The organism is Pseudomonas parafulva NBRC 16636 = DSM 17004 (assembly GCF_000730645.1).
Taxonomy (GTDB): Bacteria; Pseudomonadota; Gammaproteobacteria; order Pseudomonadales; family Pseudomonadaceae; genus Aquipseudomonas; species Aquipseudomonas parafulva.
Genome location: NZ_BBIU01000021.1, coordinates 1 through 20,776 on the forward strand (window position 1 = coordinate 1; position 20,776 = coordinate 20,776).

The 20,776-nt window shown below is 63.0% G+C and carries 22 protein-coding genes and 1 pseudogene; 13 read left to right on the plus strand and 10 right to left on the minus strand.

The window, feature by feature from the left end; all coding sequences use genetic code 11:
- The 7 genes from PPA02S_RS23245 to PPA02S_RS14720 form a co-directional block, all read left to right on the plus strand.
- Positions 1–202 (plus strand): hypothetical protein (locus PPA02S_RS23245; protein WP_217997274.1); only part of this gene is annotated, 202 nt, incomplete at its 5' end.
- A gap of 94 nt (positions 203–296) precedes the next feature.
- Complete coding sequence (urtA, locus tag PPA02S_RS14695) at positions 297–1,562, plus strand: urea ABC transporter substrate-binding protein (RefSeq protein ID WP_028631795.1); 1,266 nt, start codon at positions 297–299, stop codon at positions 1,560–1,562.
- A 127-nt stretch (positions 1,563–1,689) separates the two neighbouring features.
- Entirely contained in the window at positions 1,690–3,177 is a 1,488-nt protein-coding gene (gene urtB / locus PPA02S_RS14700; protein ID WP_028631796.1) for an urea ABC transporter permease subunit UrtB, read from the plus strand.
- Positions 3,177–4,256: an urea ABC transporter permease subunit UrtC gene (gene urtC / locus PPA02S_RS14705; protein WP_028631797.1), complete on the plus strand. Its 1,080-nt coding sequence runs from the start codon at positions 3,177–3,179 to the stop codon at positions 4,254–4,256. Before urtB ends, urtC begins: the two co-directional genes overlap by 1 nt.
- Positions 4,253–5,110, plus strand: a complete 858-nt coding sequence (gene urtD / locus PPA02S_RS14710) for an urea ABC transporter ATP-binding protein UrtD (protein WP_028631798.1) — start codon at positions 4,253–4,255, stop codon at positions 5,108–5,110. Before urtC ends, urtD begins: the two co-directional genes overlap by 4 nt.
- A gap of 67 nt (positions 5,111–5,177) precedes the next feature.
- Positions 5,178–5,876 (plus strand): urea ABC transporter ATP-binding subunit UrtE, encoded by a 699-nt coding sequence (gene urtE, locus PPA02S_RS14715; RefSeq protein WP_028631799.1) that lies wholly within the window; start codon positions 5,178–5,180, stop codon positions 5,874–5,876.
- A 31-nt stretch (positions 5,877–5,907) separates the two neighbouring features.
- Positions 5,908–6,429 carry a GNAT family N-acetyltransferase gene (locus tag PPA02S_RS14720; RefSeq protein ID WP_028631800.1) on the plus strand — a complete coding sequence of 174 codons (522 nt, stop codon included), beginning with the start codon at positions 5,908–5,910 and terminating at the stop codon, positions 6,427–6,429.
- Here the strand turns inward: PPA02S_RS14720 and PPA02S_RS14725 are convergent.
- A complete protein-coding gene (locus PPA02S_RS14725) occupies positions 6,416–6,721 on the minus strand; it encodes a chaperone modulator CbpM (RefSeq protein ID WP_028631801.1) in 306 nt (101 codons plus the stop codon). The genes PPA02S_RS14720 and PPA02S_RS14725 overlap by 14 nt on opposite strands.
- 2 nt (positions 6,722–6,723) lie before the next feature.
- The gene (gene cbpA / locus PPA02S_RS14730) at positions 6,724–7,683 is read right to left on the minus strand and encodes a curved DNA-binding protein (protein ID WP_028631802.1); all 960 of its coding nucleotides are present in this window, start codon (positions 7,681–7,683) and stop codon (positions 6,724–6,726) included.
- Between the two features lie 163 nt (positions 7,684–7,846).
- Here cbpA and PPA02S_RS14735 point away from each other — a divergent pair, with 163 nt between their 5' ends.
- The gene (locus PPA02S_RS14735; protein ID WP_028631803.1) at positions 7,847–9,118 is read left to right on the plus strand and encodes an Hsp70 family protein; all 1,272 of its coding nucleotides are present in this window, start codon (positions 7,847–7,849) and stop codon (positions 9,116–9,118) included.
- A 33-nt stretch (positions 9,119–9,151) separates the two neighbouring features.
- Here the strand turns inward: PPA02S_RS14735 and PPA02S_RS14740 are convergent, their stop codons facing one another.
- Positions 9,152–10,159 (minus strand): AI-2E family transporter, encoded by a 1,008-nt coding sequence (locus PPA02S_RS14740; RefSeq protein WP_028631804.1) that lies wholly within the window; start codon positions 10,157–10,159, stop codon positions 9,152–9,154.
- Between the two features lie 71 nt (positions 10,160–10,230).
- On the minus strand, positions 10,231–10,518 hold the full coding sequence (locus PPA02S_RS14745; protein ID WP_028631805.1) for a PsiF family protein: 288 nt from the start codon (positions 10,516–10,518) through the stop codon (positions 10,231–10,233).
- Between the two features lie 177 nt (positions 10,519–10,695).
- Between PPA02S_RS14745 and osmE the strand changes: the two genes are divergently transcribed.
- Together osmE and PPA02S_RS14755 are read left to right on the plus strand one after the other, a co-directional pair.
- Positions 10,696–11,037: an osmotically-inducible lipoprotein OsmE gene (gene osmE, locus PPA02S_RS14750; protein ID WP_028631806.1), complete on the plus strand. Its 342-nt coding sequence runs from the start codon at positions 10,696–10,698 to the stop codon at positions 11,035–11,037.
- Between the two features lie 48 nt (positions 11,038–11,085).
- Positions 11,086–11,616 carry a ferritin-like domain-containing protein gene (locus PPA02S_RS14755; RefSeq protein WP_028631807.1) on the plus strand — a complete coding sequence of 177 codons (531 nt, stop codon included), beginning with the start codon at positions 11,086–11,088 and terminating at the stop codon, positions 11,614–11,616.
- A gap of 96 nt (positions 11,617–11,712) precedes the next feature.
- Here PPA02S_RS14755 and PPA02S_RS14760 read toward each other — a convergent pair whose 3' ends face one another.
- Both PPA02S_RS14760 and PPA02S_RS23445 read right to left on the minus strand, forming a co-directional pair.
- Positions 11,713–13,779, minus strand: a complete 2,067-nt coding sequence (locus PPA02S_RS14760) for an AsmA family protein (RefSeq protein WP_028631808.1) — start codon at positions 13,777–13,779, stop codon at positions 11,713–11,715.
- Positions 13,780–13,919: 140 nt separating this feature from the next.
- Entirely contained in the window at positions 13,920–14,051 is a 132-nt protein-coding gene (locus PPA02S_RS23445) for a hypothetical protein (RefSeq protein ID WP_256217453.1), read from the minus strand.
- Between PPA02S_RS23445 and PPA02S_RS14765 the strand changes: the two are divergent.
- From PPA02S_RS14765 to PPA02S_RS14775, 3 genes and pseudogenes are all read left to right on the plus strand, one after another.
- Positions 14,050–14,259 (plus strand): annotated as a pseudogene (locus PPA02S_RS14765) (phage infection protein); the annotation flags it as partial. The gene PPA02S_RS23445 and the pseudogene PPA02S_RS14765 overlap by 2 nt on opposite strands.
- Positions 14,260–14,397: 138 nt before the next feature.
- Positions 14,398–15,030 carry a TetR family transcriptional regulator gene (locus PPA02S_RS14770; protein WP_028631809.1) on the plus strand — a complete coding sequence of 211 codons (633 nt, stop codon included), beginning with the start codon at positions 14,398–14,400 and terminating at the stop codon, positions 15,028–15,030.
- Between the two features lie 88 nt (positions 15,031–15,118).
- On the plus strand, positions 15,119–16,216 hold the full coding sequence (locus PPA02S_RS14775; protein ID WP_028631810.1) for an AGE family epimerase/isomerase: 1,098 nt from the start codon (positions 15,119–15,121) through the stop codon (positions 16,214–16,216).
- A gap of 11 nt (positions 16,217–16,227) precedes the next feature.
- On the opposite strand, the gene PPA02S_RS14780 is transcribed toward PPA02S_RS14775, so the two are convergent.
- From PPA02S_RS14780 to livM, 4 genes are all read right to left on the minus strand, one after another.
- Positions 16,228–16,995 carry an SDR family oxidoreductase gene (locus PPA02S_RS14780; protein WP_028631811.1) on the minus strand — a complete coding sequence of 256 codons (768 nt, stop codon included), beginning with the start codon at positions 16,993–16,995 and terminating at the stop codon, positions 16,228–16,230.
- An 894-nt stretch (positions 16,996–17,889) separates the two neighbouring features.
- Complete coding sequence (locus PPA02S_RS14785) at positions 17,890–18,606, minus strand: ABC transporter ATP-binding protein (protein ID WP_028631812.1); 717 nt, start codon at positions 18,604–18,606, stop codon at positions 17,890–17,892.
- Entirely contained in the window at positions 18,603–19,478 is an 876-nt protein-coding gene (locus tag PPA02S_RS14790) for an ABC transporter ATP-binding protein (RefSeq protein ID WP_028631813.1), read from the minus strand. Before PPA02S_RS14790 ends, PPA02S_RS14785 begins: the two co-directional genes overlap by 4 nt.
- Entirely contained in the window at positions 19,475–20,776 is a 1,302-nt protein-coding gene (gene livM, locus PPA02S_RS14795) for a high-affinity branched-chain amino acid ABC transporter permease LivM (RefSeq protein ID WP_028631814.1), read from the minus strand. Before livM ends, PPA02S_RS14790 begins: the two co-directional genes overlap by 4 nt.

The window sequence follows — 20,776 nt, forward strand, 5'->3', positions numbered from 1 at the left end:
GAGCTATCGCGCGCTTAGAAGCAAAAGCAGTGGCGTACTTCAGTCAGATTGGCTGTTGCCAAAGAAGCAGATCAAGAGAAGCAGATCGAGCGATCTCAATTCATCACTTCGAAACAAATCGACAGGCCAGCACCAAGAACGTGCAGGCGCATCGACCACGCACCAGTCTGTTACGTCAGCCTGCCCAAATAATGCGCTGTAACCCGCGCTAGCCCCGCTCCATCACTAGGCACACCCCTTGCAACCCCACTCCCCGCTTACCCAACACTCAAAAAAAAACGCAGCGGAGAGAGCACATGAAGCGTCGCAGTTTGATCAAGGCCTTTACCCTCAGCGCATCGATCGCCGCCATGGGCCTGAGCTGGACCATCCAGGCCGCCGAAACCATCAAGGTCGGCATTCTCCATTCGCTGTCCGGCACCATGGCCATCTCCGAGACGTCGCTCAAGGACATGGCGCTGATGACCATCGACGAGATCAACGCCAAGGGCGGCGTCAACGGCAAGATGCTGGAGCCCGTGGTGGTAGACCCGGCCTCCAACTGGCCCCTGTTCGCCGAGAAGAGCCGCCAACTGCTGACCCAGGACAAGGTCGCCGTGGTGTTCGGCTGCTGGACTTCGGTATCGCGTAAATCCGTCCTGCCGGTATTCGAGGAGCTCAATGGCCTGCTGTTCTACCCGGTGCAGTACGAGGGTGAAGAAATGTCGCCCAACGTGTTCTACACCGGCGCGGCGCCCAACCAGCAAGCCATCCCGGCCGTGGAGTACCTGATGAGCGAGGACGGCGGCAGTGCCAAGCGCTTCTACCTGCTGGGCACCGACTACGTGTACCCACGCACCACCAACAAGATCCTGCGCGCCTTCCTGCACAGCAAGGGCGTGGCCGACAAGGACATCGAGGAGGTATACACCCCGTTCGGCCACAGCGACTACCAGACCATCGTCGCCAACATCAAGAAATTCTCCGCAGGCGGCAAGACCGCGGTCATCTCCACCGTCAACGGCGACTCCAACGTACCGTTCTACAAGGAACTGGCCAACCAGGGCCTGAAGGCAACCGATGTGCCGGTGGTGGCGTTCTCGGTAGGTGAAGAAGAACTGCGCGGTATCGACACCAAGCCACTGGTAGGCCACCTGGCGGCCTGGAACTACTTCGAGTCGGTGGATAACCCGGTCAACCAGAAGTTCGTTGCCGACTGGAAAGCCTATGCCAAGGCCAAGAAGCTGCCCGGCGCCGACAAGGCCGTGACCAACGACCCCATGGAAGCCACCTACGTGGGCATCCACATGTGGGCCCAGGCGGTGGAAAAAGCCAAGTCCACTGACGTGGACAAGGTACGTGAAGCACTGGCCGGCCAGACGTTCCAGGCACCGTCAGGCTTCACCCTGACCATGGACAAGACCAACCACCATTTGCACAAGCCGGTGATGATCGGCGAGATCCAGGACGACGGCCAGTTCAGCGTGGTGTGGGAGACCGAGCAACCCCTGCGTGCGCAGCCCTGGAGCCCGTTCATTCCAGGCAACGACAAGCGGCCTGATTATGCGGTGAAGAGTAACTGAGGCACTGCGGCCCCAATCGCAGGCAACCCGCGCCCACAGCGACAGCACTGGCTTCAAACCCTTCAACGCACCTGTGGGCGCGGGCTTGCCCGCGATGACTCCAACACCGATTTCCAGGATGGCCCAGATGCTCAGATACCTCCTCATCCTCTTGCTGCTGTTGCCGCTGGCTGCCGAAGCCAGCGAAGGCGAATTCTTTTTTGCCGCCAAGCCCGCCGAGCAGGCCCGCCTGCTCGAAAGCTGGGCCGCACAACCCGACCCTGCGCGCCTGGCCCTGCTGGAAAACCTGCGCCAGGGCCGCATCGCACAGGACGATACCCGCAAGGTACGCCTGAACAACCGCTTGCGCGGGCTGATCGACAATGCCCTGGCCAGCCATCAACTGCTCAGTGACAACAGCGAAACCCGCCTGGCAGCGGCCAGGCAACTGCAAAAAAGCGCCCAGCCGGCGCAGATGGCCTGGCTGGACCGGCGCTATGCCAACGACCCCGACCCTGCCGTGCACGCCGCCCTTGGCCTGGCCCTGGCCAATCTGCAACTGGGCGCCAGCGAGCCTGGGGTACGCCTGGCCGCCGTGCGCCTGCTGGGCGAAACCGGCGACCCCATGGCCCGCACCCGCCTGGAAGCCTTGCTGCAACCGGATACCGAAGCCGACCCGGCAGTGCGCACCGCCGCCGAAACCAGCCTGGCCCAGGTCAAGCGCAAGCTCCTGATGGGTGAACTGCTGGGCCAGGCGTTCAGCGGCCTGTCGCTGGGTTCGATCCTGCTGCTGGCCGCCCTGGGCCTGGCCATTACCTTTGGCCTGCTGGGGGTCATCAACATGGCCCATGGCGAAATGCTGATGCTCGGCGCCTACAGCACCTACATGGTGCAGGTGCTGGTGCAGCGCTACGCCCCGGGCGCCATCGAGTTCTACCCGCTGATTGCCCTGCCGGTGGCGTTCGCCGTCAGTGCCGGGGTGGGCATGGCCCTGGAGCGCACGGTCATCCGCCACCTGTATGGCCGCCCACTGGAAACCCTGCTGGCCACCTGGGGCATCAGCCTGATGCTGATCCAGGCCATCCGCCTGCTGTTCGGGGCGCAGAACGTCGAGGTCAGCAACCCGGGCTGGTTGTCCGGTGGCATCCAACTGCTGCCCAACCTGGTACTGCCCTACAACCGCCTGGTGATCATCGTCTTCGCCCTGGCAGTGGTGCTGCTTACCTGGCTGCTGCTCAACCGCACGCGGCTAGGCCTGAACGTGCGAGCGGTCACCCAGAACCGCAACATGGCCGCCTGCTGCGGGGTGCCCACCGGGCGCATCGACATGCTGGCCTTCGGCCTGGGCTCGGGCATTGCCGGGCTGGGTGGCGTTGCCCTCAGCCAGGTCGGCAACGTGGGCCCGGACCTTGGCCAGAGCTACATCATCGACTCCTTCCTGGTGGTGGTGCTGGGCGGTGTCGGCCAGCTGGCCGGCAGCCTCTGGGCGGCCTTCGGCTTAGGCATCGCCAACAAGCTGCTGGAACCGCAGATAGGCGCGGTACTCGGCAAGATCCTCATCCTTGCGTTGATCATTCTGTTCATCCAGAAACGCCCGCAAGGCCTGTTCGCCCTCAAGGGACGGGTAATCGACTGATGAACCAGCCACTGCTTGTCACCGCTGCGCAAAAAGCCGGGCCACGCCTGTCGCTGGCCGCCGGCTGCGCCGCCACACTGGTGCTGATAGCACTGCCGCTGCTGTCACTGCTGCCGGCAGAACATGCCCTGCACGTCTCGGCCTACACGCTGACCCTGGTCGGCAAGATCCTCTGCTACGCCATCGTCGCCCTGGCTCTGGACCTGGTGTGGGGCTACGCCGGGCTGCTGTCCCTGGGCCACGGCCTGTTCTTTGCCCTGGGCGGTTACGCCATGGGCATGTACCTGATGCGCCAGGCTGCCGGTGACGGGCTGCCCGGGTTCATGACCTTCCTGTCGTGGACCGAGCTGCCGTGGTACTGGGCCGGCACCCAGCACTTTGCCTGGGCCCTGTGCCTGGTCGTGCTGGCGCCCGGGCTGCTGGCGCTGGCGTTTGGCTGGTTTGCGTTCCGTTCGCGCATCAAGGGCGTGTACTTCTCGATCATGACCCAGGCCCTGACCTTTGCCGGCATGTTGCTGTTCTTTCGCAACGAGACCGGTTTTGGCGGCAACAACGGCTTCACCAGCTTCCGGTCCATCCTGGGCTTCGACATTGCCGCGCCCGGCACCCGTGCGGTGCTGTTTCTGCTCACCGTCGGGCTGCTACTGGCCAGCCTGTACCTGTGCTGGCGGCTGACCCGCAGCAAGTTCGGGCGTTTGCTCACCGCCGTGCGCGATGCCGAGAACCGCATGATGTTCTGCGGCTACGACCCACGCGGGTTCAAGCTGCTGGTGTGGGTGCTCAGCGCTGTGCTGTGCGGTTTGGCAGGCGCCTTGTACGTGCCGCAGGTGGGCATCATCAACCCCAGCGAGATGTCGCCCACCAACTCCATCGAAGCCGCCGTGTGGGTCGCCCTGGGCGGGCGCGGCACATTGATTGGCCCGCTGCTCGGCGCCGGCCTGGTCAATGGCATGAAGAGCTGGTTCACCGTGGCCTTCCCGGAGTTCTGGCTGTTCTTCCTGGGCGCGCTGTTCATCCTGGTGACCCTGTACCTGCCCAAAGGGGTGGTCGGGCTGCTGAAGAAAAGGAGCCAGCCATGAGAGGCGTGCCGCCGGTTCACCCGGAATTCATGCTCGAACCCGTCTTCGACCAGCTTGGCGCCGGCCGCGAAGCCATTGGCCTCGGCCACAGCCGCAAAGCCGGCCTGGACACCCGCCACGGCACAGTGCTGAGCCTGGAGGACGTCAGCGTTAGCTTCGATGGCTTCAAGGCGCTGAATGCCCTGAACCTCTATATCGGTGTGGGGGAGCTGCGCTGCATCATCGGCCCGAACGGCGCCGGCAAGACCACCCTGATGGACGTGATCACGGGCAAGACCCGCCCCGATACCGGGACCGCGTACTTTGGCGACACCCTCGACCTGACCCGTATGAGCGAATACCAGATCGCCCAGGCCGGCATCGGCCGCAAGTTCCAGAAGCCTACGGTGTTCGAGGCACTGACGGTGTTCGAAAACCTGGAACTGGCGCTCAAAGCCGACAAATCGGTGTGGGCCAGCCTGGCCGCAAGGCTGAGCGGTGAGCAGCGTGAACGTATCGAGCAGGTGCTCACCACCTTGCGGCTGCTGCCGCTGGCCGGGCGCCAGGCCGGGCTGCTGTCCCACGGGCAGAAGCAGTTTCTGGAGATTGGCATGCTGCTGGTGCAGGAGCCACAGCTGCTGTTGCTGGATGAGCCGGTGGCCGGCATGACCGACGCCGAGACCGAGTTCACCGCCGAACTGTTCAAAGGCCTGGCTGGCAAGCATTCGCTGATGGTGGTGGAGCACGACATGGGGTTTGTCGGCAGCATCGCTGACCACGTGACGGTGTTGCATCAAGGCAGTGTGCTGGCGGAGGGATCGCTGGAACAGGTGCAGGCGGATGAGCGGGTGGTCGAGGTGTATCTAGGCCGTTAGGGATTGAAACCTGGGCTGGCCCCTCGCGGGCCGGTGCAGGCACTGCAACGTTTCCGGGAATATTCACATGCTCAAGATCGACAGCCTGCACCAGTACTACGGCGGCAGCCACATCCTCAGGGGCCTGAGCTTCGAAGCCAAGGTGGGCGAAGTGACTTGCCTGCTGGGGCGCAACGGGGTGGGCAAGACCACCCTGCTGCGCTGCTTGATGGGCCTGGTACCGGCCCGCGAAGGCAGCGTGCAGTGGGAGGGCAAACCAATCACCACGCTCAAGCCCCAGCAACGGGTACAGGCCGGCATCGCCTACGTGCCCCAGGGCCGCGAAATCTTCCCGCGCCTGACCGTGGAGGAAAACCTGTTGATGGGCCTGTCGCGGTTCCCTGCCCGTGAAGCTCGCGAAGTGCCAGCCTTCATCTACGAGCTGTTCCCGGTACTCGAGCAGATGAAACAGCGACGTGGCGGCGACCTGTCCGGAGGCCAGCAGCAACAGCTGGCCATCGGGCGCGCCCTGGCCAGCCGGCCACGGCTGCTGATCCTCGACGAGCCTACCGAAGGTATCCAGCCGTCGGTGATCAAGGAGATAGGCGCCGTGATCCGCCGCCTGGCCCAGCGCGGCGACATGGCAATTTTGCTGGTGGAGCAGTTCTACGACTTTGCCGAAGCACTGGCCGACCAGTACCTGGTCATGGCCCGGGGCGAGATCATCCAGTGTGGCCGTGGCGAAAACATGCCGGCCGAGGGTGTACGCGGGCTGGTAACCATTTAACCTGCACGCAACCCCTTTGCGAGACGCTGTCATGAGTTACCAACTACGCGATGCCCTGCTCAGCGATGTGCCGGGCATTCTCGACATCTACAACGACGCGGTGCGCAACACCACGGCGATCTGGAACGAAACACCTGTAGACCTGGTTAACCGCCAGGCCTGGTTCGCGGCGCGCGCGCAACAGGGCTACCCCATCCTGGTGGCGGTGGACGAAACCGGCGTGCTCGGCTATGCGTCGTTTGGCGACTGGCGCCCGTTCGAAGGGTTTCGCAACACGGTGGAACACTCGGTGTACGTGCGCAGCGACCAACGCGGCAAGGGCCTGGGGCCTGCGCTGATGACCCTGCTGGTAGAGCGGGCCCGCAGCGGCGGCAAGCATGTGATGGTGGCCGCCATCGAGAGCGGCAACGCAGCCTCGGTGCGCCTGCACGAAAGGCTGGGCTTCGTGACCACCGGGCAGATGCCGCAGGTTGGGGTGAAGTTCGGCCGTTGGCTGGACCTCACCTTCATGCAGTTGCTGTTGAACCCCGGGGCGGCGCCTACATCTGCGTGAACCTGCCCAGGCGCTGGCGCAACATGGTGTTCTCGCTGCGAAGTTGCTGCACCTCCTGCAGCAACTCCAGTGCCAGTGCCACCCCCTCCCACTCCAGCTCCAGCTCGTGGTGCAGCTTGGCGGCGCGCCTGGCCAGCAACGGCGCCTGATCGTCGAACAGCCAGTCCTCGGGCGTGCGCCCGGACGGTTCCACAATGCCGTGTTCGACGATCTCGATCACGCAGTCGGCCGTGACGTCGGCCTCCTGACACAAGGTACGCATGTCCAGTTGAACGATCAGGGTGCTGCTCATGATCACTTACTCCATTGTGCCCTCGGGTTGAACGCGGCCTTTTCGGAAAGCTTGGCCCACAGTTCACGGGTTGATTCGTCGGAGGTGGCCGGCATGACCACCTTGAGCTGCGCATACAGGTTGCCACGCTGGCCTTGTTTGTCGGCCAGGCCCTTGCCCGGCACGCGCAGGCGCTGGCCGCTCTGGCTGTCGGGGCGGATGGTGAGGTTGATCTTGCCTTCCAGGGTAGGCACCGCCACCTTGGTGCCCAGGGCGGCTTCCCACGGTGCCAGCGGCACGGTGATGATCAGGTCGTGCCCTTCCACATCGAACAGCGGGTGCGGCGCCATGCGAATGGTCAGGAACAGGTCGCCGTTGGCGCCGCCACCACTGCCAGGTGCACCCTGGCCCTTCAGGCGGATGCGCTCGCCGTCGGTAACCCCGGCGGGAATCTTGACGTTCAGGGTTTTGGTGGTGAACCCGGTGCGTTGCCCCATGGCGTTGGTCTGCGGCACCTGGAAGCTGATCTGCTTGGACTCTTTGCTCAGTGTTTCTTCAAGGAAGACTGCCAGTTCAAGCTCCACGTCCTGCCCCCGCCTGCCGGCACTGCGCTGCTGTTGCCGGGCGCCGCCGAAGGGGTTGCCACCCCGGCCACCGAACATCGAGCTGAAAAAATCGGAAAAATCGCCCCCTTCGAAGCCGCCGCCACCACCCGCGCCACGGCCTTCCCAGCCGGGCGGCGCCTGGAACGGTCGACCGTGCTGGCCACCGTACTTGCGGATCTCGTCGAATTCGGCGCGCTTCTGGGCGTCGCCCAGCACCTCGTAGGCCTCGTTGGCCTCCTTGAATTTGTCCTCGGCGTCGCGCTCCTTGCTGACGTCAGGGTGATACTTGCGGGCCAGCTTGCGATACGCGGCCTTGATCGCCTTGTCGTCCGCGGTGGGCTCTACGCCAAGTATCTTGTAGTAGTCTTTGAAGTCCATCTGGGGATCACCAATGTGAATGTGCGTATTGCTACAGAAGATAGGGGTCAAGCATAGCCTTTCAAGACCCGCTTGGGGTTGCGCCATGGCAGACGACCGGCCTTGATTCTCCAGCCAACTGGCATAAACTGCGCGGCCGTTTTACCTCCGGAAGCTCATTCCCATGTCCGACGTAACCCCGGCCCGCGCCCTGGGCATCGACTTTGGCACCTCCAATTCCACGGTTGGCTGGCACCGCCCTGGCCGGGAATCGCTGATTGCCCTGGAAGACGGCAAGATCACCTTGCCGTCCGTGGTGTTCTTCAATATCGAAGAGCGCCGCCCGGTTTACGGCCGCCTGGCGTTGCACGAATACCTGGAAGGCTACGAAGGCCGCCTGATGCGCTCGCTCAAGAGCCTGCTGGGCTCCAAGCTGATCAAGCACGACACCAGCGTGCTGGGCAGCGCACTGCCCTTCAAGGACCTGTTGGGCATGTTCATCGGCGAGCTGAAAAAGCGCGCCGAGGCCGAGGCCGGCCGCGAGTTCGACCAGGTGGTGCTGGGCCGGCCGGTGTTTTTCGTCGACGAAGACCCAGCAGCCGACCAGGAGGCCGAAGACACACTGGCCGAGGTGGCGCGCAAGCTCGGTTTCAAGGAGGTGTCGTTCCAGTACGAACCCATCGCTGCAGCCTTCGACTACGAGTCTGGCATCAGCCGTGAAGAGCTGGTGCTGATCGTCGACATCGGCGGCGGTACCTCCGACTTCACGCTCATCCGCCTGTCCCCGCAGCGCCACAACGTGGCCGAACGGCAAAACGACATTCTGGCCACTGGCGGCGTGCACATTGGCGGCACCGACTTTGACAAGCAACTGAGCCTGCAGGGCGTGATGCCCCTGTTCGGCTACGGCAGCCGCATGAAGAGCGGCGCGCTGATGCCCACCAGCTACCACCTGAACCTGGCGACCTGGCACACCATCAACGCCCTGTACTCGCAGAAGTCGCAGCTGGCCCTGGGCAGCATGCGCTACGACATCGAAGACACCCTGGGCGTGGACCGCCTGTTCAAGCTGATCGAGGAACGCGCCGGGCACTGGCTGGCCATGGAAGTCGAAGCCAGCAAGATCGCGCTGACCGAACAGCAAAGCCGCCGCGTGGACCTTGGCCGTATCGAGCGGGACCTGGGCGTAGACCTGTCGCGGGTACTGTTCGAAAGCGCCATCGAGGGGCTGCTGGAACGTGTGCGCGGCAGCGTGACCGAACTGCTGGCCAAGGCCGGCGTGAGCCAAACGCAGGTCGACACGGTGTTCTTCACCGGGGGCTCCAGTGGCATACCTGCGCTGCGCAACAGCGTGGCGGCCATGCTGCCCAATGCGCAGCATGTGGAAGGCAACATCTTCGGCAGCATCGGCAGCGGCCTGGCCATCGAGGCCCGCAAGCGCTACGGCGCTGCCTGAGCCCGCGGGGCCTCATACGCCCCAGGCATCCGCCTACACCAGTTCAGCGCGGCGCAGCTCGCTTTTCAGGTACGCGTAATACACCGGCCCGGCCACCACGCCGGGCAGGCCGAATGCCGCTTCGAACACCAGCATGGCCAGCAGCAGTTCCCAGGCCTTGGCCCTGATCTGCCCACCGACGATCTTGGCATTGAGAAAGTACTCCACCTTGTGGATGACGATCAGGTACACCAGCGCAGCGGCGGCTACCCAGATCGACAACGACAACCCGACGATGGTGATGAGGGTGTTGGACATCAGGTTGCCGATCACCGGCAGCAGGCCCAGCAGGAAGGTCAGTACGATCAGCGTCTTGGTCAGCGGCAGGTGCACGCCGAACAGCGGCAACACCACTGCCAGGAAGATGCCGGTAAAGGCCGTGTTGAGCAGCGAGATCTTGATCTGCGCAAAAACGATATTGCGAAACGCCTGCACCAGCAGGCTCAGGCGCTCGAACAACGCCGCAGCCAATGGCTTGCGCCGGGAAATGTCAGGGATGCGCTGCAAGGCCACGATGGCGCCCAGGATCATGCCGATCAGCAGCGTCACGAACATGTGCGCCATGCCCTTGCCGACCAGCTGCAAGTCGCTGAGGTGGCTCTTGATCCAGTCCCCGATTGCCACCTTGAACTCTGCGGCGCTGGCCGGCAGGTAGCCTTCGATGAATGGCGGCAGCTGGCCCCGGGCGCGTTCTACCAGCGCCATGAACTTGTCCAGCGAGGCGCCTGGGTTTTCCGCTTCGTGCAGCAAGAAGCTGAAAGCACCGGCAATCAGCAGGGTCAGCGTGGTCACCACCAGCGTGCTCAGTAGCGCCACCGCCAGCCAGCGTGCCCGCTGCCCGGCCATCAACGGCTGCAGGCGCGGGGTAAGCATGTTGACCAGCTCGAATACCAACAGGCCCGCCAGCAGGCTGGGCAGCAACTTCAATGGCAACGCCAGCAGCAAACCGGCAAATACGATGATCCAACTGGCCAGGGTGACTTGGCGGGGGGTGAAGGTCATACAGCCTCAACGGCAGACAGCGAAGAAGATCCGCAGTCTGCCAGCGTTATGCCTGCACGCATAGGCGCAGGTCATTTCTTCTTCAGGCAGTCGCTCATGTAGGCCTTGCGCGCATCACCCTTGAGCGTCTTGGCCGTGGCGTCGGCGTTGCAGGTCTTCATTTTTTCCTGCTGGGTCTGCGGCGCCTGCTTCTTCAGGCACGTGCTCATGTACGCCTTGCGCTCATCACCCTTCAACGACTTGGCGCTGGCATCGGCGTTGCAGGTTTTCATTTTTTCCTGCTGGGCGGTGTTGGCCGCGAAACCTTGGGCGCTGAACAGCACTGCCACCATCAAAAACGGAACGTGTAGCCATTTCATGAAGTGATCTCCTGGGCCCCGCGCCCGATGCACGGTCGACGAAGTGAGTGTAGCCAAGAAATGCCCATTGCCTCCCCCTGCCCGCCCACTTGCAGGCAATTGGCTAGTGCGATCGAACTCCTGGCGCTGCGCGAGGTTCAAAACTTGCACATACCCTTTTGTGCAAGGAGCGGGACGATGATCAAGCAGACCCTGGCGATTCTACTGGCCAGCGCCACCCTGGCCGCCTGTGGCAGCCGCCCGGAAAACCCGGTGGACTACGTGACCTATCGTGAAGAGCCGCTGGTCAAGCAGGTGGAGCACGGCATGACCATGCAGAAGGTCATCGCCATCGGCGGCAGCCCGTCCAATGTCATCGACCTGCCAAACGGCGGCACCTGCAACGACTACATCCTCAACCGTGATGGCCACCAGCAGCCGTACTACGTGCGCTTCGACGCCACCGGCCATGTGGATGCAAAAGGCTTCAAAACCTGCAAACAACGTGAAGAAGACCGCGACGCCGTGCCAGGCGCGTAAGCCTTCCGGGACCACTCCACGACTACCTTGATATTTTCGGAGATAGACATGAGCTCGACTGAAATGACCGACGTACAGACCCTTCGCAAACGCGCCCGCGAGCACGTGGAAAATGGTGCGGTGACGGAAGGCTACAGCGCCGACCGCGAACGCATCATCACCCTGCTGAACGAGTCGCTGGCAACCGAACTGGTCTGTGTGCTGCGCTACAAGCGCCACTACTTCATGGCCTCTGGCGTCAAGGCCAGCGTGGCGGCCGATGAGTTTCTGGAACACGCCAACCAGGAAGCCGAACACGCTGACAAACTGGCCGAGCGTATCGTCCAGCTGGGCGGCGAGCCGGACTTCAACCCGGACAACCTGAGCAAGAACTCTCACGCTCAGTATGTGGCGGGCAAAACCCTGAAGGAGATGGTGCTGGAAGACCTGGTGGCCGAGCGTATCGCCGTCGACAGCTACCGCGAGATCATCCAGTACATCGGTGACAAGGACCCGACTACCCGTCGCATTTTCGAAGAAATCCTGGCGCAGGAAGAAGAGCATGCCGACGATATGTCGGACCTGCTCGATGGCCTGTAACAGGAGTTGCTGAACCGAAAGAGGCCGCATTTGCGGCCTCTTTTTTTTGGGGTTGAAGTCATGTCCAGGCGAGCACAACGCGATCCGTGCTCGCGTTTACCGGCGCCCTTTCACGGCTGCTGGTGCCTTGCCTTCCTTCATTTGCTGCAACAACGGGGTGCACTGGTTGGGGTCATCGCCGCTGCTGGGTGCGATCAGGGCCAGCAGGCCTGCGGCAGGCCCTGCAACCACACCCAGCGCTACCATGCCTGCGCCACGCAGTGCCAGGGGCACGGCCTGTACGCCCGCGCTGGGCTTGGCGAACTTGCCGCGTACGTACAACGGCGAACGCAGGGAGAACAGCCGCAGGCCCTTGGACTCCGGCGTAACCTTGAGGTCCAGGTGCTCGTTGGCGAAATTGGCCGTGCCGTTGATGTAGATGATCGCGTTCTCGGTATCGAAGATGAAGAGCCGCGTACTGGCCAGGCCATCCTTGATGCCCACATCGGCAGCGGCGCAGTTGATCTTCACATCTTCGTCACCGAACAACTTGTCGACGATGTAATTGCCCACGTTCAAACCTGCGATTTCCATGAGGCTACGGCTGATGGCGCCATCGTTGACGAGCATGCGCAAGTCGCCGTTGGCCGTACCCAGCAATGCCGCCACGGAATTACCGCGGCCGCTGATGTCAGCGTCGCCGTTCAGTTCGCCGAAACTGCTCTGCATGGGCGCAAAGGTGGGGAACAGCTGCTTGAGCTTGAAGCCACGCGCCGTCAGCTGGGCGCGGCCCTGCAACGGCACATTGCGGCCATCCAGGCGAATCCTGGAAGCCAGGTTGCCGCCCGCTACGCCAAAGCGCAGCGGTTCCAGGCGCAGCAGGCCATCGTCCAGGATCACGTGGGCCGAGAGGTCGGTGAATGGCAACTGCTCGCTGTGCACAATGCGCTTGCCAGCAAAGGTGACATCGGCATCCATGGCGCGCCAGCGTTCAGTGCGGAACTCCTCCACCGGCAGCACTTTGTCGGTGGGCTGCTTGCTGGCGCCACCACGGGCTTTTTGCTCAGCGTTGGAGTCGGCCCCGATCAGCGGCGCCAGGTCCTTGAACAGCAACTGGTTGGACACCAGCTTGCCCGACAGCTTGGGCCGCGGCTTGCTGCCGACGAAGGCCAGGTCACCATGAATGTCGCTGTCACCGATCTTGCCGTTGAAGCCTTGATACTCGAACGTGGCGCCTTGCGCGGCATGCAGATTTGCCTTCAGGCGGCCATCGGTGGAATAGGCAGGGGTATCCGGCAGGGTCACACCGGTCAGCGGGTAGAGGTTGCCCAGGCTGGCACCCGACAGCCGCAGGCGCAGGTCCAGTGCGCCGAGGTTGCGGGGGTCGGTCAGGGTGCCGGCAAGCACCACATGGGTATCGGCAATACGCACGTCGGCCTGCAGCGGGAATGGCTGGTTGGCGTCCTGCAGTGCCAGCAAGCCGCCGATCTTGCCCGTGCCGGATACGGGCTGGTCTTTGTAACGGCCCTCGGCTTTCAGGCCGAAGGCATAGTCCTGGGCTGCCCCGGCCTTCTCGGCGGCGGCCTTGCCAACGATCTCGCTGAACGGAATGGGCTTGCCCAGCGGGTCGATCTGCACCTTCATGCGGGCCTTCAGGGTCTGGTCGTCGAAGCTGACGTTGCCCTGGTCGAAGCCGATCGCGCCAATGTCCAGCTGCCACTTGGAGGGCGCTTCGTTTTCATCCTTCGGGCCGAAGTCGAACGTCCAGTTGGCGCGGCCATCGGCCAGCCGGGTAAGGCTGGCGGTAGGCTTGGTCAAGTCGATGCGCGGGATGCTGATGCGCTGCGCCAGCAGCGGCAGCGGGGCCAGGCGAAACTCGACGCGCTCAAGGCCGACCATCTGCGGCGTCTTCAGCCAATCCGGGTTGCCCAGGGTAAGGTCCTCGGCAACGAAACGCGGCCAAGGTACCCAGGCACGCCAGCCGCCTTCCTCAGGCTCGGTGCGCCAGTGCACGGCAAGGTTGCCATTGATGGCGAACGGCCGATGCAGGGCTTCGGACACTTTCTCGTTGATCAGTGGCTTGACCCGGTTCCAGTCGAACGTGGCGATCACTACCACCAGAATCGCCAGCAGGGTCAGCAGCGTGAGCAGGGTCCAGAGGGTGATTCTGGCGGGACGCGTCATTGCGTGGGTCTCCATGCGCTATGGCGTAAACAAATACAGCGGTGATGCTGGTTTATGTGGGACTGACGAAACCCCTCAGGGTTTTATTGATGACGCCATCATAGCCAAGAATTTCCCTCTACCGCTCGCAAAGCAGCCAACTAGACACCTTGGAACACGCTATCGATACGGTCGATGTTTACCATTACCAGGATGAACTTCTCTCTGGAGGTACGCGGCGTAGCATTGGCTTCGTACCCACTTTCCAGCCCCCAAGAGGAGCACCCGATCATGAAACGCCATCTCCTGACCCTGGCTTTGTCCGTACTTGCAGCCAATGCCTTTGCGCTGCCGGCCACCGAACAGCACCTGACAGCTGAGTCACGCGCCAGCACTGTCGAACACGTGCAGGCTTTAAAGACCGTAGCTGAAGGCGGCTCCGATCGCCTGATCGAGCAACAAGGCCGCGTCGCCGAAGGCGGCTCCGATCGCCTGATCGAAACCCGTCGCGTGAGCTGACCCTATGGCTGACAAGCGCAAACGCTGTCATACCCCCTGCTACCCCTTGGCCCGGTCCATTGACCGGGCTTCGTTTTTTTAACTAGAGTGCCCAGCCTCACCGTCAAAGAAGCCCGCATCATGTTGCCGCGCGCCGAACAGAAGCTGCAAACCCGCCAGGCCCTGCTGGATGCCGCCTGCCTGCTCATGGAGAGTGGCCGCGGGTTCGGCAGTATCAGCCTGCGTGAAGTGGCCAAGACGGCGGGCATTGTGCCCACCGGTTTCTACCGGCACTTTTCCGATATGGATGCCCTGGGCCTGGCCTTGGTGGCCGAGGTCGACAATACCTTCCGCCAGACCATCCGCCTGGTGCGGCAAAACGAATTCGAACTGGGCGGCATCACCGACGCCTCGGTGCGTATCTTCCTGGATGTGGTCGCCGCCCACCGCGCGCAGTTTCTTTTTTTGGCCCGCGAGCAGTATGGTGGCTCCCAGGCCGTACGCCAGGCCATCGCCTGCCTGCGCCAGAACATCAGCGACGACTTGGCCACTGACCTGGCCCGCATGAAGCGCTGGCAGCATCTTGACGGTGCGGCGCTGGCGGTAATGGCTGACCTGGTGGTGAAAACCGTGTTCGCGACCCTGCCCGAGCTGATCGACAGCCCGGGGCCGGGTTATCCACAAGCACTCACGGCCCAGGAAAAGATCACCCAGCAGTTACGCTTCATTTTCGTGGGCGCTCGCCATTGGCAAGGGCTTGGCAATCCGGGTTGACGGGTGACCTGGGGTGAGGCCTGCACAGGCAACTGCACACCCCACTTCTGCTACCATGGCGCCCTGCCTGACAGCGACGAGCGCGAACATGTCTCACCCCTCTTCTTCCCTGCCCGCCCTGGCCCGTTTCAGCCAGCACTTCGCCGAATGCATCGTGCCGCTGTGGCAGGGGCCTGGCTGGAACGCCGACCTGGCCTTGCCGTTTGAGTCGCTGGACGCCAACCACCGTCCACTGCCGGTGCAGCGCTACCGGGCCATGGCCTGCGCACGCCAGTTGTACCTGTTCAGCAGCCGCATCGGCGAGCCCGGTGCTGCCGAACGGGCGGCGGCGCTGTTCCGCTCGCTGCAAAAGCACTTCCACGATGCTGAGCACGGCGGCTGGTTCTACAGCATCGACGCCCAGGGCAAGCCGCTTGATCGGCGCAAGGACCTGTACACCCACGCCTTCATCGTGTTCGCCTGCGCGCACTATTGGGGCCAGGTCAAGCAGAGCCTCGTCGAATCCACCCTGAACGCCGCGCTCGATATCATTGCCCAGCAATTCGCCCGTGAAGAGGGCCTGTACGAAGCCTGCCTCGGTGAAAACTGGGCCGACCTGGGCAGCGGCCCGCTGCAGAACCCGCAGATGCACCTGGCAGAAGCCTTCCTCAAGGTGCTGGCAGTACGTGACGACCACCCCGTTCGCCAGGCGCTGCTGCAGCTGAGCGATGCCCTCGAAGCGCACTTCATCGAACCGGCTCACGGCCTGATGCTGGAAAAGCCACGCGGTGCTGTGGATAACTGGTTCGAGCCGGGGCATCAGTTCGAGTGGTTCTACCTGCTGCACACCTCGCCCCTGCTGCGCGACACGCCCCTGCACGCTTCCATCGACCGCGCCTTCGGCTTTGCCGAACGGTTCGGGGTAAAAGGGGCTGCGGTGATGGCCGCGCTCGATGTGCACGGCAATGTACTGGACGCTACCCAGCGCATCTGGGCACAGGCTGAATACCTGCGGGCCTTGGCCCTGCGGCCTGGTAGCCAAGCCATGCTCCCTGCCCAGCTAGAGGCGATGGAACGGCAGTTTCTGCATGCCGGCGGCTGGTATGAATGCCGGGACGGCGAGGGGGCAGTAAGCCGGCATGACATGCCGTCTACCACCCCCTACCACCTGGCAACCTGCCTGGAAGGCCTGCAAAGCTTGGCCTAAGCCCTTCGCAGTCAGCCCTTGGCAGAACGGTCGATGGCGAACCCAGCCCAGTCCTGGCTCACCGGCATCAGTTCCAGGCTGTTGATGTTGATGTGCGCAGGCTGGTTGAGAATCCAGAAGATGGTCTCGGCAATGTCCTGGGGCTGAATGGGCTCGGCGCCGGCGTAGGTGGCATCGTATTTGGCCTGGTCCCCAGCAAAGCGCACCAGCGAGAACTCGCTCTCGCACAGCCCGGGCTCGATGTTGCTCACCCGCACGCCGGTGCCGCGCAGGTCACAGCGCAGGCTGAGGGAAAACTGCCCGACAAACGCCTTGGTGCCGCCATACACGTTGCTGCCAGGGTATGGGTAGTTACCTGCCACCGACCCCACGTTCAGGATCGACGCCCCACGGCCGTGGGCGATCAGGCGTGGCAGCAGCAGGCGTGTGGTGAACATCAGGCCTTTGATATTGGTGTCGACCATGGTCTCCCAGTCGTCCAGGCTGCAGTTTTGCGCCGCATCCACACCCAACGCCAGGCCCGCGTTGTTGACCAGGCCCTGCAGCTTGTCGAAGCCTGCCGGCAGGTTGGCGATGGCCTGCTCCATGGCTTTGCGGTCCCGCACGTCCAGTACCAGGCCATGCACCTCGGTCTTGGCCGACAGTTCGGCGCACAGCGCATCAAGGCGGTCCTTGCGCCGGCCCGTCAGCACCAGTTTCCAGCCTGCCTCGGCAAAACGTCGGGCAGTGGCCTCGCCAAAGCCGGAGGTGGCGCCAGTGATGAAGACGGTGGATGTCATGCAGTGTTCCTCACGGTAGGAGTGTGGGCAGGGGTGCAGCATGCCCGCGCCACGCACACTCAGCAAGCCGTGGTGCAGTTGGTCATTTTTTGTTCATATGCCGCAAACCCTCGCCATCAGCGGGCTACGGCCAGCTATGCGCACGTTATCCACAAGCCTTTCCCCACTGAATGGGGGCAACTTCTGCCCGGAGCGGAACCCTTTCAGCCTTGTACGGTCCGCGATCAGTCCATGGGTGATGGCCCAAGGCTTTCAGCCATGCCGCCTACAGCAGTCTGTCCAAGGTTTTTGCACAGACTTATCCACAGCCTTTGCAGGAATTCGTAAATCCGCACAGGGCGTTGAAAAGACACAGAAAACCATCCGTGGCATGCCATTGATCAAAAAACGATCAAAGCTCTGTACGCCACGCGGTGTGTGGCTTAGGTGAACATGCCACCATGTTTTCCACAGGCGGTTGCACATTATCCGTGGACAACCTTCGGCCTGTGGAAAACGGGGATGCTGGCGGGATAAAAGGCGTTATGACAAATGGGGTGCGACAGGTTGTCCACACTGTAGGAGCGAGCAAAGCTAGCGATGCGCCGCGCGGGCGGCGCTCGATCTCACGGGCGAAAAAAACCTCAAGGCGGGCACCTGTAAGCCCTCACATCCCTTACCCGCAAATCGTCCGGCGTGGCAGCCGACGCAGATCGTGTGATGGCAACCACAGGCATGACGTGGTGGTTGTGGTGGCGCGCAGATCGAGCGCCGCCCGCGCGGCGCATCGCGAGCTGCGCTCGCTCCTACATTTGTTTCGGGCCAATTAAGCCGGGGCGTTTTTGCGCGGACGCCTTTGCGCATGGCGCGATATCGTGCCGTACGAACCAGGCAGGCGCTGCCCAGCGCCGCCGCTCAGTGCCCACCCAGGTAAGCGCTGCGCACTTCTTCGTTCACCAACAACTCCTGCCCCGTCCCGGTCATGCGGATTTGCCCGTTCACCATCACATAGGCGCGATCCGACAGTTTCAGCGCATGGTTGGCGTTCTGCTCCACCAGAAAAATAGTCATCCCGGTCTTGGCCAGCTCACGCAGGGTGGCAAAGATCTGCTTGACCACGATCGGCGCCAGCCCCAGCGAAGGCTCGTCCAGCAGCAGCAACTTCGGCCGGCTCATCAGTGCGCGGGCAATCGCCAGCATCTGCTGCTCGCCCCCGGACATGGTCATGGCACGCTGGTTGCGCCGTTCCTTGAGGCGCGGGAACAGTTCGTACATGCGCTGCATGTCCTCGTCGGCGTGCTTGTCGCCGATGGGGATGGTGCCCATCATCAGGTTTTCTTCCACGCTCATGTCCGGGAACACCCGCCGCCCCTCCGGGGATTGGGCAATGCCGTTGGCCGCGATGTAGTGCGTGGACTTGCGGGTGATGTCCGTCCCCCGGTAAATGATCTGCCCGGCAGCGGCGCGCGGTTGGCCAAAGATGGACATCAACAAGGTGGACTTACCCGCCCCGTTGGCGCCAATCAGGCTCACCGTCTCACCTTCATCGATGTGCATGGACACTTGCTTGAGGGCTTGGATCGGGCCGTAGAACACGTCCAGGTCACGCAGTTCGAGAATGGGTGCAGTCATACCAGTTCCTCTTCGTCGGCACCCAGGTAGGCAGCGATCACGGTCGGGTTGTTGCGGATATCCTGCGGGGCGCCTTCGGCGATCACGTTGCCGTGGTCCAGCACGACGATATGGTCGGAAATGCTCATGACCATGCCCATGTCGTGCTCGATCAGCACCACCGTGATGTCGTGCTCGTCACGCAGCACCCGCACCATACGGCTGAGCGCCTCGGTTTCCTGCGGGTTCAGGCCGGCCGCCGGCTCGTCCAGGCAGATCACCTTGGGCCGCGTGCACATGGCCCGGGCAATCTCCAGGCGCCGCTGCTGCCCGTACGACAGCTCGCCAGCCAGGCGGTTGGCACAATCGACCAGGTCGACCACCTCCAACCAGTAGAAGGCGTGGTCCAGCGCATCGCTCTCGGACTTGCGGTAGGCCTTGGTGTTGAGCACCCCGGCCAGCAGGTTGCGGTTTACCCACATGTGCTGCGCCACCAGCAGGTTCTCGATGACGGACATCTCCTTGAACAGGCGGATGTTCTGGAACGTACGGGCCAGGCCTGCGCGGTTCACCAGGTGTGTGCCACCGAACATCTTGTAGTACAGCCGGCTGGCGAAACGGGACGGGGAGACAAAATCCGCCGCCTGGAAGCTTTCGCCCAGCAACTGGATAACGTTGGTGTGGCCGCCCCGCACGTTCAGCTCGATGCGCCCGCCACTGGGCTTGTAGAAGCCGGTAAGGCAGTTGAAAACCGTGGTCTTGCCGGCGCCATTGGGGCCGATCAAGGCGAAGATCTGGTTGCGCCTGACCTTCAGGCTAACGTCGCTGAGCGCCTTGATGCCACCGAACTGCATCATCAGGTTATCCACAGACAGAATGATTTCGTCGCTCATGGCGCCACTCCTTTACGTGGGGTCACACCGGTACGGCTGATGCGAATCAGGCCCCGCGGTCGCCAGATCATCATCAGCACCATCAGCACGCCGAACAGCAGCACCCGGTATTCCGAGAAGCTGCGCAGCAGTTCAGGGGCGACGGTGAGCACGAAGGCCGCGATGACCACGCCCACGGTCGAACCCATGCCGCCCAGCACGACGATGGCCAGAATGAGCGCCGACTCGAAGAAGGTGAACGAAGACGGGTTGACGAAGCCCTGGTAGGTGGCGAAGAACACACCGGCAAGGCCTGCAGTCGATGCGCCCAGGGTAAAGGCCGACAGCTTGACCAGCACATGGTTGAGCCCCATGGAACGGCAGGCGATCTCGTCCTCGCGCAGCGCTTCCCAGGCTCGCCCAACCGGCATCCGGGTCAGCCGGTGCTTGATGTAGAGCACCGCCAGCACGACCAGAAACAGCACCCCATAAATGAACACGAACTTGAGGTTGGCGTTGTAATCGAAGCCGAAGAACTCGTGAATCGGCACGCCGCCGTCCTTGGCACGCCGCCCGAACTCCAGGCCGAAGAAGGTCGGCGAAGGCGCCGGCATGCCGTTGGGCCCGCCCGTGAACGACAACCAGTTGTTCAGCACCAGGCGGATGATTTCACCAAAGCCCAGGGTGACGATGGCCAGGTAGTCGCCGTGCATGCGTAACACCGGGAACCCCAGAATGCACCCGGCCAACGCAGCGGCGATGGCCGCAAGCGGCAGTACGCTCCAGAAGCCCAGCCCCAGGTACTGGTAACCCAGCGCCAGGCCATAGGCGCCGATGGCGTAGAACGCCACGTAGCCCAGGTCGAGCAGGCCTGCCAGGCCCACCACGATGTTCAACCCAAGGCCCAGCAAGACGTAGATCAGCCCAAGGATGACCACGGTCAGCAGGTACTTGTTGGCAAAGATGGGGAACACGATGGCGATGATCACCAGCGCCGGGATGATGTAGCGCAGGCGCGACTTGTAGTCCGGTGCGTTGACGTGCACGCCCGAGCCACCGCTGTCGAAGCCCTGCAGCATGCGCCGGCCAGCGGCGGTCTGCAGGTACAGGCTGAGCAGAAAGCGCCCCACCATCACCCCGCCAACCAGCCAGGCCACCCGGCGCGGCTCGGCGTTGAAACTGTAGCCATCGAGCACCACACCCACTACCGGGCCAAACACGATCAGCGCCAGCAGCCCTGCGACCAGGGTTTCCAGCAGGCTGCGCTTCAGGTCGAAACCCTTGGTTTCGGAAACAGAGGCAATTTTGGCAACGGACAT